The following is a 13,730-nucleotide window of genomic DNA, read 5'->3' as shown; positions in this document are numbered from 1 at the left end:
TTGTAACGAAGTCACGAAAGGGCAAAATGCTAAGCGAAGAGTTAAAAGAAATTTTGCGCGAGAGATTTACGAATAATTTCGATCTAGCAAGCGAGGATCTAAATGCGATCTTTGCTAACGCGTATCTAAAAACCGTAAAAAAGGGCGATATATTTTACTCCGGAAACGATTGCTTCGGATTTATACTTATACTAAAAGGCGTTTTAAGGGCGTTTGTGTCATCTAGCGCAAAGGAAATAACGATATTTAGGCTAACTAAAGACGAGAGCTGCGTGCTGTGCGATACGTGTTCTATAAATTCGCTAGAAAATAAAGTAAGCGTCGAAATCGAGCAAGATAGCGAGATCATCGTTATTCCGGCGCGAATTTACAAACCTCTTAAAGAAAAATATCCGAGCATTTTAAATTTTACTCTAAAAATCGTAGCCGATCGGTTTGCCAGAACCATAAACGTTATGGAACAGGCTTTATTTTCGCCGCTTTCGGCGCGGATTATGAATTTTTTATCCCAAAGCATCGAAAATCTAAATGAAAATTTTATAAAAATAACTCACGAAGAGCTGGCGAATCATCTAGGAAGCGCTAGAGAGGCGGTATCTAGGGTGCTTAAAGAGCTTGAGAGAAGCGGGCAAATAACGCAAAGCCGCGGCGAAATAAGGCTTGTTTCTTAAAATTCTCGTTTTAAGGTAACTTTGTTACGGAGAGGACGGCCGTTTTTAGGTAGCATTTCATAAACTCGTTTTAAAGGAGAATTTATGAAAGGACTGCAAAGAAGAGACGCTTTAAAGCTAATGGGGGCCGCGGGACTAGCCGCGAGTGTGAGCGGTTGCTCGGCAACGGGCGGCGAAAACGACGATATAAATTCTAAAATCGTCATAATGGGCGCGGGACTTAGCGGTATCGCGTTGGCGGCTAAACTTAGAAGAGATATGCCTAACGCCAAGGTAATTCTCGTGGATAAAGACGAGAAATTTTACTACCAGCCGGGCTTTACGCTAATCGCCGTCGGAATTTACGAAGCTAGCGACGTTGTTTACGAAAAAGCGGATTATATCCCGCAAGGAGCCGAGTGGATACGCAAAAACGTATCTGAGATAAAGCCAGAAGCCAATCTGCTCGTCTTAGACGATGGGAGCGAACTAGGGTATGATTATCTAATCGTAGCAAGCGGCGTGGAATACGACTTTGAAGCCGTTAAGGGGCTGAGCTTAGAGGATATTAACGATACGAGCGGCAACATATCCTCCGTCTATACTCTAAAAGGCGCCGTAAAAAGCAACGAGCTAATGAAAAAATTCTCTCAAAATGGCGGTGCGGCGGTATTTTGCGATCAAAAAACCCCGATGAAATGCAGCGGCGCTAATAAAAAAGTAACTTGCATGAGCGAAGATAGGTTGAGGTTGGCCGGCAACCGCGATAAAGGCAGTGTTAATCTTTACGTCGGCGGCGGCAAGCTTTTCGGCGATCCGACTTATGCCGCGGCGATGACTCAAATAATGATAAAAAGAAAGATAAATTTTAATCTCCGCCATCAAATCGTAGCCGTCGATAAAAGCTCAAATACCGCTACTTTCGAGTTTTGGACGGCGTATAGGCAAAACGGCGAAGATAAAATCGCATCCGAGCTAATCGACGTAAAATACGACTGGCTCCACTTGCCGCCCAAGCAAAAAGGAAGCGAAATTTTAGCTCGCGCCGGCCTAACCAAAGAGGGCGACAAGCTAAATTTCCTAGCCGTCGATAAATACAGTTTGCAAAGTACAAAATTTAAAAATATATTCGGTATCGGCGATATTTGCGGATTTGCGGCCGGCAAAACGGGGGCTAGTGTTAGGAAAATGTATCCGATCTTAGCTAAAAATTTAGCCAATACGATAAAAGGACGAGAACCTAGCGAGAAATTTACAGGATATACGGCTTGCCCTTTTATCACCAAATACGGCAAGGCCATAATGGTAGAGTTCGACTGGGAGGGAACGGCTCCGACGCTAGAGTGCTTCGGCGCTACCAGGGAGAGCTATATGAGTTGGCTGGTTAAAATTTACGGATTTAAACCTATGGTTATGAACGGAATGCTAAAAGCTTTGGCTTAAAGGAGATAAAATGAGCGTTTTAGATAAAACTATACGTTTGATTATAGCGGCGATTTGGTTTTTTATTTTCGGATTTATTTGCGACTGTTGGTTGTGGACGGTCGGGCTAATTCCGCTTTTAACGGGATATTACGGCTACTGCCCACTTTATAAAATTTTTAAGAAAAGGTAAAAATATGGTAAGCGTGAAAAGTAGAATTATTAGGGTCGTACTAGGGCTAGTTTTTATGGCGGCAGTTTGGTATTTTTACGAGAGCTACTGGGCGTTAATCGGCCTAATTCCAATTATTGTCGGCGTTACGGGTTTTTGCCCGGCGTGTAAATTCTTAGGTAGGTGTTCTTTAAATTTAAAAAGATAAAAGGGGCATTAAACGCCCCTTGCCTTGCCCTTTAGCCGTTTAAATCGCAGACTTTATTTGCGATTTGATGAATTATTTAGTTACTTTTGGCTAAAATCAGCTCAAATTTACATAACAAAAGGTTAAAGATGAAAGAAGGCAAGGTTTGGAAATTTGGCGATAATATCGATACTGATATCATCATCGCTGCTAGATACTTAAACACCTCCGACGAAAACATTTTGGCAAAGCATATTATGGAAGATGCTGATCCTAATTTTAGTACTAAGATAGATAAGGGCGATATCATCGTGGCAGGCGAAAATTTTGGCTGTGGTAGCTCTCGTGAGCACGCTCCTATCGCACTTAAAGCTGCTGGCATTGGCGCGGTGATAGCTAAAAGCTACGCGAGAATATTTTATAGAAATAGCTTTAACACAGGACTTTTGATACTTGAGATAAAAGAAACAGATGAGATAAATGCCGGCGATAAGCTAAAAATAGATGTTGATAACGGCGTAATCGTAAATTTAACCAGTGGCAAAGAGTATAAATTTAGCCCTATACCGCCGTTTATGCAAGAGCTTTTAAATGCTGGCGGACTTATAGAGTATGCAAAAGCAAAGATGGAATAAAAATGAAAAAGTATAAAATTTGTGTTATAAAAGGCGATGGTATTGGTCCTGAAATAATCGACGAAGCGATAAAAATTCTAGACGTCATAAGTGCTGAGTTTGGTATGAAATTCGAGTACGACTATAAGCTTATGGGTGGCTCTGCATATGATGTATTTGGTGTACCTTTACCAGACGAGACGTTAAGCGCTGCTCTAAGCTCTGATGCTGTGCTATTTGGTGCGATCGGTGGCGAGAAATGGGACAGTTTGCCAAGACATCTAAGGCCAGAGAGCGGACTTTTAAAGATCAGAAAAGAGCTAGAAGCTTATGCAAATTTACGTCCAGCTATCGTTTTTGATGAGCTGGTTGGTGCTAGCACTCTAAAGCCAGAGGTTCTAAAAGGCGTTGATTTTGTCGTTGTTCGTGAGCTAACTGGTGGGCTTTATTTTGGCCAGCCACGTGAAAAAGGTGAAGATAGAGCGTTTAATACTATGGTTTATTCTAAAATGGAGATCGAGCGCATCGCAAAGATCGCTTTTGAAACAGCAATGCTTCGCAATAAAAAGGTCTGCATGGTCGATAAGGCAAATGTGCTTGAGACAAGTCAGCTTTGGCGTGAGGTAACCAGTGAGGTCGCGAAAAACTATCCTGAAGTAGAGCTTAGCTTTATGTATGTGGATAACGCGGCGATGCAGCTAGTAAGAGCCCCAGCAAATTTTGACGTCATCCTTACTGAAAATTTATTTGGCGATATTTTAAGCGACGAGGCGAGCATGGTTTGTGGCTCGATAGGGCTACTTCCAAGTGCAAGTATGGGTGGTAAAGTTGGAATTTACGAGCCGATACACGGTTCAGCACCAGATATCGCAGGGCAGGGTATAGCAAATCCAATAGCTACCATTTTAAGTGCAGCGATGATGCTAAGATACGCATTTGGTGAGAGTGAGGCGGCAGACGCCATAGAAAACGCTGTAAAAACTACACTAGCCAATGGGTACAGAACAAAAGATATCGCTGCATTTAACGCAGTTGAGATCTGCTCAACTAGCGAGATAGGCGACGTGATAGCAGGATTTATCAAAAAATGAAAAACACAATCACTGAAGCACTTATCTACGAAGCTCAAGGACTAAAAGATGATGCACTTGAAATTTACAAGAACATCTTAAAGCAAGATCCATCAAACAAAGATGCGCTTAGTGCGATAAATCGTTTAAGCGGACTAAGAAAAGAGCGAGTGATAAAAAATGAGCAGATGAAAGAGTTTTTTATAGCGATGAAAAGTGATGAAGAGATAAATGAATTTAAAAGGTGGTTGATAAGATTATGAAGCTTGATGATATCGCTAGAATGGCAATTAGTGAGGTTAGCGCCGAGCTTAAAAAGATAGAGGCTCTACAAAATAAGAAGCAAGAAGAGTTAGAGCAAGAAAATTTAAAAAAAGAGCTTTTGGCAATAGAAGTCGAAAAAGAGAGAGTGGAAAATGAGCCAAATTTTGAACTAAATTTAGAAGCTTCAAAAGAGTTTGAGCCAAAAGTTGAGATAGAAATTTCTCCAAAAAGCAGAGAGATAAGTGAAGAGGAAATTTTTTTAGCAAATCTTGCTGAACGCATCGAGGTACTTTTTGAAGGGCTTAAGCAAACTCCAGAGCAAGATCTCGCTTCAAGGCTTGAGTTAACTATTAAATTTTTAGAATTTACTCTTGCAAACATCGAAAATAGACTTCAAAATCTCTCAAAGTGAGTTTATAGCCTGCCTGACGGATGAGAGATTGCAAAATTTAAAAATCAAAAATGAAATTTATAAAAATAGTGAGCTAGACTTTTTTAGATCGCTATTTGCTCCTTTTTCATCGCGCGTTTATCTAGTTGGTGGATGCGTGAGAGATGCACTTCTTGGACGAGAAATTTATGACTACGATATTGAGGTCTATGACATCGAGCCTACTAGGTTTGATGAGCTGATGGCTAGCATAGGAGCGAGTGGTGTTGGCAAAAGCTACTTCATCTATAAATATAAAAACTACGACATCGGGCTTCCAAGAAGCGAGAGCAAAACCGGAAATTCGCACAAAGACTTTGCGGTAAGCTATATTAACGATCCAAAAATTGCGAGCCTTAGGCGAGATTTTACGATAAATGCCATTATGATGAATATCTTTAATGGAGAAATTTTAGACTTTCATGGTGGAATGCGCGACTTAGCAAATAAGACATTAAGGCACATTGATAGTGAAAAATTTAAAGAAGATCCGCTAAGGGTGCTTCGTGGGGTGCAGTTTAGCTCAAGGCTTGATTTTAGTATAGCAAACGAGACGATAGCTCTTATGAAAAGCCTTAGTTTGGAGCATTTAAGTAGAGACAGAATAAATACTGAGCTTATTAAATTTTTTCGAGCAAAGCATCTAGAAAAAGGAGCTTACTATCTTTTTGAGCTTGGACTTATAAGAAAAATTTTTGGTGTGGAAATTTCTAAGGACGATGAGTTTTTGAACGAGCTTAAAAGTGCTAGAGAATTTGTGGATGATGAGAGATTATTTTTATATCTATTTTTTGGAAAATTTGAGTCTAATGCAAAAGAAATTTTAGAGAAAATGCATCTGCCAAAAAGCTATTTTTCTATACTAAAAGAGCCTTATTTCAAGGATATGCCAAGCGATAAAGAGCTAATGCAAATAGCACTTAGCATGCCTATAAAATCATGGCTAGGAGCTTATAATAAAGAGCGAATAGAGCGTGCCAAGAAGCTTGGAATTTATGAAGTTAAATTTGACGCGAAGGTTGATGTAGCTGAAATTTTATCAGCTGGCTTTAAAAACGAAGAGATCGCAAAAGAGATAAAACGCAAAGAAGAGCTTGCGATCTCAAAATATCTTAATGAGTAAAAATTTTAAATCCTTAAATTTTAAAACTCTTAAAAGCCCATTTTGGCTAAAATAGGCTAGTTTATAACACTTTTTAAGGCAAAGAAAGCTTATGTTTAACATAGTCCTAGTCCATCCTCAGATACCGCAAAATACGGGAGCTATCGGTAGAATGTGTGTTAATGCCAATTTAAAGCTGCATATCGTTAAGCCTACCGTGTTTGACCTGAGTGAAAAGGCTGTTAGACGAGCAGGACTTGACTACTGGAAAATTTTAAATCCAAAAATTTGGGATAGTTTGGAAGAATTTTTAGAAGCAAACTTAAACCACAAGGATAGATTTTTCTTCGCTACCACAAAGACAAATAGGCTTTACTGTGAGGCTGAGTTTAAACCAGGAGATTTTATATTTTTTGGTGGAGAGAGTACTGGGCTGCCAAGAGAATTTATGGATATAAATTTTAAAAACGCCATAACCATACCTATGGGAAAAGAGGGCAGAAGCCTAAATCTAGCTATGAGTGCTGGTATCATCGCGTATGAGGCGATCAGACAAAATATCGATAAATTTGACTTTAGGAGTGAGATTTGAGAGTAGTCTTTGCTTTAGTTTTTACCATTTTAATGGCATTTGCGAGTGAAATTAGTATCGCAACTTATAATGTGCAAAATTTATTTGATTGCAAAAACGATGGCAGCGAGTATATTGACTTTAAAGTCGGCATCTCAAAGTGGGATTGCGAGGCAGCTGATACAAAAATGCAAAGAACAAGACAGATCATAAAAGCTCTTGACACCGATATCATTGCACTTCAAGAGATTGAAAATGAGGAGGTTTTAAAGGCTCTTGTTAGTGGCAGCGAGTATAAATTTGTAGTTTTTACAAAGGAGAAAAACTCACCAGTTGGCCTAGGACTGGTTTCAAAGATACAGCCAAGTAGCAGCGAAATCTACAAAGTGCCAAATGTAAATACAAGAAATATTTTAAAGGTTGTTTTTGAGACGGAAAGTAAGAAATTTAGCATTTTTGTAAATCACTTTCCGGCCTACAAAAATGGCATAACTGCGCAAAAAAAAGCTGAAAGAACTCTAAGAACTGCTCTAGGCAAGGAGCAAAATGTTATCATTTTGGGTGATTTTAACTCGCCTTTTGGGCAAAAGTCTATCTTAAACGATATTATTGTAACACGTAAATTTTACGACCTTTACAAGGAATTAGCGCCAAATAATAGATACTCTCATACAGTGCACGGTAAAAAGAGGGCTATCGATCATGTTTTACTCTCGCCTAGTTTTATAGAAAATGGCGATCTTAGCTACATCTCAGGCAGTTTTGAGGTCTTTAAACCAAGCTTTGCAGTCGATGAAAATGGTTTTGCTAGGAGCGATCTTTACTCAGATCACTTTGCGTTAAAGTTTAAAATCTCAACTGATCCAAGCCCAGCTAAAAGTGGAATAGTAAGTAAAATTTTTAAATCCGATAAAGATAAAGCTAGTAAAAAAACAAGCGAGCAAAAGTACAAAAATGCTGATGTAGATGCACTTTTTGCAAATCCAGAGGACTTGCCGGTGCTTGTTGATAGAGCGGTTGTTATACTAAAAGATAAAAAAGGCTTTATCATCTCAAAAGATCACCGTGGAATTTATGTCTATGATCCTAAAAATAACGTAACTGTGGGCAAAGAGCTAGACATTTTGGTAAGGCGCATGAAAGTTTACAAAGATGCTCTTGAGGTGAGCTCTTATGAGATAGTAAATGAATACGGCACTAAAGACGTGAGCGAAAATTTACTCGATGCCTCACATCTAAAAGATGCAAGAAGTGGCGACGTGATAGCTAAAATTTCTGGCAATCTAGTAGGTCGCTATTTGCATACGCCATATGGAAAGATTAGGGTTTATAGTAAGAAAAAGTTAAAACAAGGCGAACAAATTTTTGAAAATGTAAGAGTGCAAATTTACAAAAGAGAAAATCAAATCGTCGTGGAGTAGAAAGTGCAAATTTTAGATATTTTTATGATAGCGGCGTTTGTTTTATTTGCCATTTTTATGATAAGGGGCGTTATTTTGCAGGCACAAGAAAAGGAGAGGGTAAGAAAAATGATAAGAGAAAAAAGAGAAAATTTTAATAAAAAGAGTGAAATATGAAAGAGTTGTTACTAGAGATCGGAGTTGAAGAACTTCCAGCGATACCCTTTTTAAGGGGGCTACCAAATATCAATACTAAATGGCAGGCTGTGCTTGAAAAATACAACATTGCAAGCGAGTTCAAATTTTATTTCACGCCACGCCGTTTGGTCTTTTTCCATGAGAAATTTCCACAATCACAGCCCGATAGCGTGGCAAGTTTTATCGGTGCGCCAAAGCAAGTAGCACTAAAAGACGGAGCTTTCACAAAAGCAGCACTTAGCTTTGCTAGCAAATGCGGCATAGATGAGAACGAGCTTAAATTTAAAGAGATAGACGGCAAAGAGGTGCTCTACTACGAAAAAGAGGTAAAAGGCGAGCCAGTCGCTAAGATAATTGGCGACATGGTTGAGGAGTTTTTAAAGAGCCTAAATTTTGGCAAGTCTATGCGTTGGGGTAATGGTGAGTTCGAGTTTATTCGTCCGATAAGATCGTTTTTGTGTTTACTTGGTGATGAGGTCATTAAATTTAATAAATTTGGCGTGGCAAGTGGTGACTCTACATATCCACACAGAAGTATTAGCTACGACAAGATCAAAATTTCAAATATAAAAGAATATTTTGAAGGCTCAAGGGCTCGTGGTGTTGTACTTGAAGCGGACGAGAGAGAAAAGATCATACGTGATGAGTTTGAAAAGATCAGCCAAAAAAGCGGACTAAAGATCGAGATCGATAGAGATCTGCTGGATGAAGTCGTAGCGATTACCGAGTATCCAACAGCACTTCTTGGATCCTTTGAAGAGGAATTTTTAGAGGTGCCAAGCGAGGTTATTATCACTTCGATGAAAGAAAATCAGCGTTATTTCCCAGTATTTAAAGATGGTAAGCTTGCAAATGGCTTTGTTGTCGTTAGTAACGCTATCACTGATGAGTATTCGCTTATTATTAAGGGTAACGAAAAGGTGCTAAGAGCAAGACTAAGCGACGCGATGTTCTTTTGGCAAAGTGACTTAAAAGCTGAATTTAGCCCAGAAAAACTAAAAAATATAACTTACCTAAAAGAGCTTGGAAGTATCTACGAAAAAGAGCTTAGAGAGCTACAAGTAGCCAAAAAGCTAGCCAGCAACTACGATGAACTACTCAAAAAAGAGGCTGGCGAGTATGAGGCGAAGCTTGAGCGGGCTGTGATGTTAAGCAAGGCTGATCTCACAACACAGATGGTCTATGAATTTACAGAGCTTCAAGGCGTTATGGGGGCTTACTACGCAAGGGCTAAAAATGAGGACGAAAACGTCGTTTTGGCTATAAAAGAGCAGTATCTGCCAGATGGCGAGGAGGCGCAGTGTCCAAGCAAAGTTTTTAGCTCTGTTGTGGCGCTTTCAAATAAGCTTGATACTTTAATGGGGCTCTTTAGTATCGGCAAGATCCCAAGCGGCACAAAAGATCCATACGCTCTAAGACGTGCGGCAAATGGCGTGATAAAGATCGTTTTAGCTCATAATTTAAAATTTAACGTAAAAGAAATTTTAGAAGATATTGCAAAAGATTATAAGAAATTTGATGTTGAAGTGCTTATAAATTTCATCCTTGATAGACTTTACACTTTCTTTGATGTAAACACTTCTATCGTAAAAGCGTGCATAAAAAGTGGCGAAAAGGATATATTGGAGCTTACGAAGATGATTGCCGCACTTGCTAAAATTTCAAGTGAGCCAAGTTTTAGGGAGAATTTCTCGACATTTAAGCGCCTTGCAAACATCATAAAAGATGATAAATTTAGCAAGGTGAACGAGAGTCTCTTTGAGATAGACGCTGAAAAAGCCCTAAATGATGCATTTAGTGCAGTTGATAAGAGCCTTGCCTACGAGCCAAGATTAAAGGCACTATTTGCTCTAAAACCACAGATCGATGAGTTTTTTGATAAAGTTATGATAAATGTTGAAGATGAAAAGATTAGAAATAACCGCATTGCGATCATCGGTCAAATTTATAGCGAAATATTAAAAGTAGCCGATATAAAAGAGATCAGTCTATAAACTTTTGCCAGCCTTGATATCATTCTTGGCTGGCTTTTTAAATTTCTTACATTCACCAATAAAATAAATTAAAAATTTTTAGAGGATCTATTGTTTCTAGTCACTTTTTATAAAATGACTAGAAATTTACAAGGAAATAGGATTATTTTTTCTTATCTTTGATTTGTTTCTTTTGTTTGGGTTTATTGGGTTTTGATTTTTCTTTTACACTAAGTTTTTCTTTTACTTTTTGCATATCGTTAAAGCCGATGCCTTGCACTTTTTCTAACTCATCGATGCTTTTAAATTTGTGTGCTTTCCTATATTTTATGACATTAAGTGCTTGGCTTTTGCTTAGTCCAAGATTTATTAGATCGTTCTTGCTAGCTGTGTTTAGATCGGTGCCGTAGGCAAGAGTTGCGACTGCAAGGCAAAGTAAAAATTTTAAATTTCTCATCTTATCTCCTAAAACAATAATCCATCATTCTCTTGATCTTGTATTATGTCATTTGCTGGCGTATTTTGAGGTAGTGGCGAGTCGTTTGTGTAGTATTCGTCGCTACCGCCATAATAGCCCTTATAAACGCCATCTGGCTGTTCAAACGCACGTCTTAGAGTAGGGTAAAGCTTGATGTAGTCTTCCATAAATTTCTTAAACACAGGAGCTGCCGTCCTACCGCCACCCTCGACCTTTTTCATAGGGCTGTTATCGTCGTTTCCGTACCAGATTATTGCTTCTATGTCAGGTGTGTAGCCACAAAACCAAGCATCGATGTTATTGTTTGTCGTGCCAGTTTTACCAGCGATTTGGATACCATTTATTTTGGCATTACGTCCAGTGCCACTATTTACGACATTTTGAAGAAGCGTTGTCATTAAAAATGCTTGTTCTGGTTTTAAAACTTGCTTTCTTTGTAGTTCATAGTTTACCGACACCCCAAAACTATTTTCTATACGCTTTATAAGAGTTGGCTCGACCATCTCGCCATCGTTTGGAAATATCGAGTAAAATTTTGCAAAGTCAAGTGGCGAAATCCCAAAGCTTCCAAGTGCAATAGATAAATTTTCAGGAATATCACTAAAGCCCATATCTGTAAGCTGCTTTCTAACTGAGCTAAGACCAAGGTCATTTAGCAAATTTATGGTTGCAAGGTTGCGTGATTGTGTGATTGCTGATTTTATTGTGATGTAACCTTGAAAGCCACCACTATAATTTTTAGGCGTCCATTCTTTGCCATTTCCCATGTCAAATGTCCTAGCGATATCAGCTACTTGCGAGACTACTGAGTAGCCGCTATCAAGAGCGATTTGGTATATAAACGGCTTAAAGCTTGAGCCTGGTTGGCGTTTGCTCTGTGTGGCACGGTTGTAGCTACTTTTTGCATAGTCGATACCACCAATTAGTGCTAAAATTTGGCCACTTTGTGGATGAGTGACTACGATAGCTCCGTTTAGAATCTCAGGATTTGCCTTTTTGTCACGCTTTAAAATTTCATTGTAGCCATAGACTAGAGCGTTTTGCGCGATCTTTTGCACGTTTAGATCGACCGTACTTTGTATCTTATAGCCACCAGTTTTTATATCGTCAAATTTCTTTGAAGCTTCCTTGATGATCTCATCAACCACGTATGGTGCTTTATTTCGTGTGAGTGTATCGTCAAAGACTGCTGGCTCTTCAAGTATGCCCTTGCGATACTCATCTTCATTGATCCAGCCTATACTATACATCCTCTCAAGTACTCTATTTGCACGGCCAAGCGAGAGATCAAGGTGCTTTGTAGGATCATAGGTGCTTGGAGCTTTTGGCAAGCCAACTAGCATAGCAACCTCTTTTATGCTTAGCTCATTTAACTCTTTTCTAAAATACCCTTCGGCAGCTGTTTTTATGCCGTAGTAACCGTGTCCAAAATATACGTGGTTTAGGTATCTTTCTATAATATCTTCTTTACTAAGCTCACTTTCAAGTTTTATGGCGAGTACTACTTCTTTTATTTTTCTTGTAAATTTCTTCTCGCGGCTTAGGGCTAGATTTTTGATGAGTTGTTGTGTTAGCGTAGATGCACCCTCGACTAGTTTTCTAGCCTTGATATCTTTTATAGCTGCTCTTGCCATGGCTTCTACGTTTATGCCGCCATGCTCAAAGTAGCTCGTATCCTCGATAGCCACTAGTGCTTCGATGACACGTGGTGGGATGTCGTTATACTTTACATAAATTCTATTTTCTTCAAAAATATTTGCAATAAGTTCGTTGTTTCTATCAAAAATTTGCGTTGTAAGTTTTGGTTTGTAGTCAATGATAGCGTAAGCATCAAACCTTACTTGCGAGTAAAAGTATAAAAATGCTCCACCAAGTGAAATGGCAACTATAAAGATAAATGCCAAGATATATTTCATAAAAATGCCTTTAATATTTTTAAATTTAGCCCCATGGCTGTGCTGGTCTCGCCGTGTTGGGAGGTGATATATTTTTTATTAAAATTTTCTATCGTCATGGCTCCAGCCTTGCCTTGCCACTCATTGCTTTTTAGGTATTCAGTAAGGTCGCGCTCGCCAAAATTAGCAAATTTATATGTAGTTTTGCTCACATTTATAAGCTCAAATTCTCCCACAAATATCATCGCTGTATACACGCTGCACTCGTTGCCACTTTGTAAATTTAGCATAGCAAGCGCCTCATTCTCGTCTTTTGCTTTGCCTAAAATTTGATCCCCACATGCCACGCAGCTATCTGCAAAGAGTAAATTTTTAAAGGCGGTATTTGCTTTTAAGAATTGCTCCTTTTTTGCTTTTACGACATTTTGGACATAAATTTCTGGCTTTATATTTTTTGATATTTTACTTTCATCAAAATTGTAAGAAATTTGTTCAAATTTTATACCAGCTATTTTTAATAAGTTTGCCCTTGTTGGCGAGCTTGATGCAAGTGTTATCACGCAAAGCCTTTGTAACTTATCCCAAGATAAATGCCAGCAAGTGAAGCTAGTAAATTTAACGGCGTAAAATAGTAGATAATGACAATAAGGCTTTCATTTAGCTCGATCGTTTCATGCGATCTCAAGGCCTTTAAAGCCTTTTTATATCTATAAAATATATAGCTTAAATTTAATAGCAAAAAGAGCCATATAGCCCATTTTGTTGCTATTATTGCGCTTGCCATAGGGTTTGTTAAATTTATGCCATCAAAGCAAAAAATTATAATAACGTTTGTTGCAATAATGCCAATAATAATCACAAAAATGGTTACACCAAAACGTCTTATGATGTGAAGCAGAATGTGATAACGTTCCTTGTCTTCAAATTTATTTTCTATAAAATAACTTCCAACAAGCACAAGACCAGCTTGTAGCCCTACAAAAAGGGCTACAAAACAGACATGTAAAAATGCTATTATCTGATCAAATTTTATAAAAGCTATATCGTAATGGCTCATTTTTCTAGGACTTGTCTCGCATACTCAAGTGAGTTTTTTATGGCATCCTCGATCGCAAGCACGTTTTTACCGCCTGCGGTGGCGAAATCATCCTTGCCTCCGCCGTTTCCGCCTAAAATTTGCGCCGTAAATTTGACCCACTCGCCGGCTTTCAAAGCCGCATTTTTCACGCCTGCAGCCAGAGCGATTTTACCCTCTTCGTTTACTTGCACGAGCAGGATCGCCGCCTTTTCGTTCTCGTTTTTAA

Annotated in this window: 18 protein-coding genes; 13 read left to right on the top strand and 5 right to left on the bottom strand. The window is 38.7% G+C overall.

Going from position 1 to position 13,730, the window contains the following annotated elements; all coding sequences use genetic code 11:
* Positions 1-26: 26 nt before the first annotated feature.
* The 13 genes from ACTTKV_RS02390 (at position 27) to glyS (ending at position 10,074) form a co-directional block, all read left to right on the top strand.
* Entirely contained in the window at positions 27-671 is a 645-nt protein-coding gene (locus ACTTKV_RS02390; RefSeq protein WP_103560655.1) for a Crp/Fnr family transcriptional regulator, read from the top strand.
* Positions 672-755: 84 nt separating this feature from the next.
* Entirely contained in the window at positions 756-2,093 is a 1,338-nt protein-coding gene (locus ACTTKV_RS02385) for an NAD(P)/FAD-dependent oxidoreductase (protein WP_442549064.1), read from the top strand.
* Between the two features lie 10 nt (positions 2,094-2,103).
* A complete protein-coding gene (locus ACTTKV_RS02380; RefSeq protein WP_021091464.1) occupies positions 2,104-2,265 on the top strand; it encodes a YgaP family membrane protein in 162 nt (53 codons plus the stop codon).
* Positions 2,266-2,269: 4 nt separating this feature from the next.
* Positions 2,270-2,452 (top strand): YgaP family membrane protein, encoded by a 183-nt coding sequence (locus ACTTKV_RS02375; RefSeq protein WP_081004444.1) that lies wholly within the window; start codon positions 2,270-2,272, stop codon positions 2,450-2,452.
* 128 nt (positions 2,453-2,580) lie between these two features.
* Positions 2,581-3,066: a 3-isopropylmalate dehydratase small subunit gene (locus ACTTKV_RS02370; protein WP_442549063.1), complete on the top strand. Its 486-nt coding sequence runs from the start codon at positions 2,581-2,583 to the stop codon at positions 3,064-3,066.
* A 2-nt stretch (positions 3,067-3,068) separates the two neighbouring features.
* Positions 3,069-4,136 (top strand): 3-isopropylmalate dehydrogenase, encoded by a 1,068-nt coding sequence (leuB, locus tag ACTTKV_RS02365; protein WP_442549062.1) that lies wholly within the window; start codon positions 3,069-3,071, stop codon positions 4,134-4,136.
* Complete coding sequence (locus ACTTKV_RS02360) at positions 4,133-4,378, top strand: hypothetical protein (RefSeq protein ID WP_107698342.1); 246 nt, start codon at positions 4,133-4,135, stop codon at positions 4,376-4,378. The genes leuB and ACTTKV_RS02360 overlap by 4 nt, the downstream gene beginning before the upstream one ends.
* Positions 4,360-4,791 carry a CiaD-like domain-containing protein gene (locus tag ACTTKV_RS02355; protein WP_442549061.1) on the top strand — a complete coding sequence of 144 codons (432 nt, stop codon included), beginning with the start codon at positions 4,360-4,362 and terminating at the stop codon, positions 4,789-4,791. The genes ACTTKV_RS02360 and ACTTKV_RS02355 overlap by 19 nt, the downstream gene beginning before the upstream one ends.
* The gene (locus ACTTKV_RS02350; RefSeq protein WP_442549060.1) at positions 4,751-5,932 is read left to right on the top strand and encodes a CCA tRNA nucleotidyltransferase; all 1,182 of its coding nucleotides are present in this window, start codon (positions 4,751-4,753) and stop codon (positions 5,930-5,932) included. The genes ACTTKV_RS02355 and ACTTKV_RS02350 overlap by 41 nt, the downstream gene beginning before the upstream one ends.
* Positions 5,933-6,023: 91 nt before the next feature.
* Entirely contained in the window at positions 6,024-6,503 is a 480-nt protein-coding gene (locus ACTTKV_RS02345) for a tRNA (cytidine(34)-2'-O)-methyltransferase (protein WP_442549059.1), read from the top strand.
* Positions 6,500-7,903: an endonuclease/exonuclease/phosphatase family protein gene (locus tag ACTTKV_RS02340; RefSeq protein WP_442549058.1), complete on the top strand. Its 1,404-nt coding sequence runs from the start codon at positions 6,500-6,502 to the stop codon at positions 7,901-7,903. The genes ACTTKV_RS02345 and ACTTKV_RS02340 overlap by 4 nt, the downstream gene beginning before the upstream one ends.
* 3 nt (positions 7,904-7,906) lie before the next feature.
* The gene (locus tag ACTTKV_RS02335; protein WP_442549057.1) at positions 7,907-8,059 is read left to right on the top strand and encodes a hypothetical protein; all 153 of its coding nucleotides are present in this window, start codon (positions 7,907-7,909) and stop codon (positions 8,057-8,059) included.
* A complete protein-coding gene (gene glyS, locus ACTTKV_RS02330; RefSeq protein ID WP_442549056.1) occupies positions 8,056-10,074 on the top strand; it encodes a glycine--tRNA ligase subunit beta in 2,019 nt (672 codons plus the stop codon). The genes ACTTKV_RS02335 and glyS overlap by 4 nt, the downstream gene beginning before the upstream one ends.
* 142 nt (positions 10,075-10,216) lie before the next feature.
* On the opposite strand, the gene ACTTKV_RS02325 is transcribed toward glyS, so the two are convergent.
* The 5 genes from ACTTKV_RS02325 to ACTTKV_RS02305 form a co-directional block, all read right to left on the bottom strand.
* Positions 10,217-10,510 carry a ComEA family DNA-binding protein gene (locus ACTTKV_RS02325; RefSeq protein WP_442549055.1) on the bottom strand — a complete coding sequence of 98 codons (294 nt, stop codon included), beginning with the start codon at positions 10,508-10,510 and terminating at the stop codon, positions 10,217-10,219.
* Between the two features lie 8 nt (positions 10,511-10,518).
* Positions 10,519-12,447 carry a transglycosylase domain-containing protein gene (locus tag ACTTKV_RS02320; protein ID WP_442549054.1) on the bottom strand — a complete coding sequence of 643 codons (1,929 nt, stop codon included), beginning with the start codon at positions 12,445-12,447 and terminating at the stop codon, positions 10,519-10,521.
* Entirely contained in the window at positions 12,444-12,986 is a 543-nt protein-coding gene (gene maf, locus ACTTKV_RS02315; protein WP_442549053.1) for a septum formation inhibitor Maf, read from the bottom strand. Before maf ends, ACTTKV_RS02320 begins: the two co-directional genes overlap by 4 nt.
* Complete coding sequence (locus ACTTKV_RS02310; protein ID WP_442549052.1) at positions 12,983-13,483, bottom strand: 3-isopropylmalate dehydratase; 501 nt, start codon at positions 13,481-13,483, stop codon at positions 12,983-12,985. Before ACTTKV_RS02310 ends, maf begins: the two co-directional genes overlap by 4 nt.
* Positions 13,480-13,730 (bottom strand): DHHA1 domain-containing protein (locus ACTTKV_RS02305; RefSeq protein ID WP_442549051.1); only part of this gene is annotated, 251 nt, incomplete at its 5' end. The genes ACTTKV_RS02310 and ACTTKV_RS02305, both read right to left, overlap by 4 nt.

The organism is Campylobacter sp., from assembly GCF_052169515.1.
In the GTDB taxonomy this organism is placed as follows: Bacteria; Campylobacterota; Campylobacteria; order Campylobacterales; family Campylobacteraceae; genus Campylobacter_A.
The sequence above is the reverse complement of the archived record's forward strand: the minus strand, read 5'-3'. Positions and strand labels throughout refer to the sequence as shown.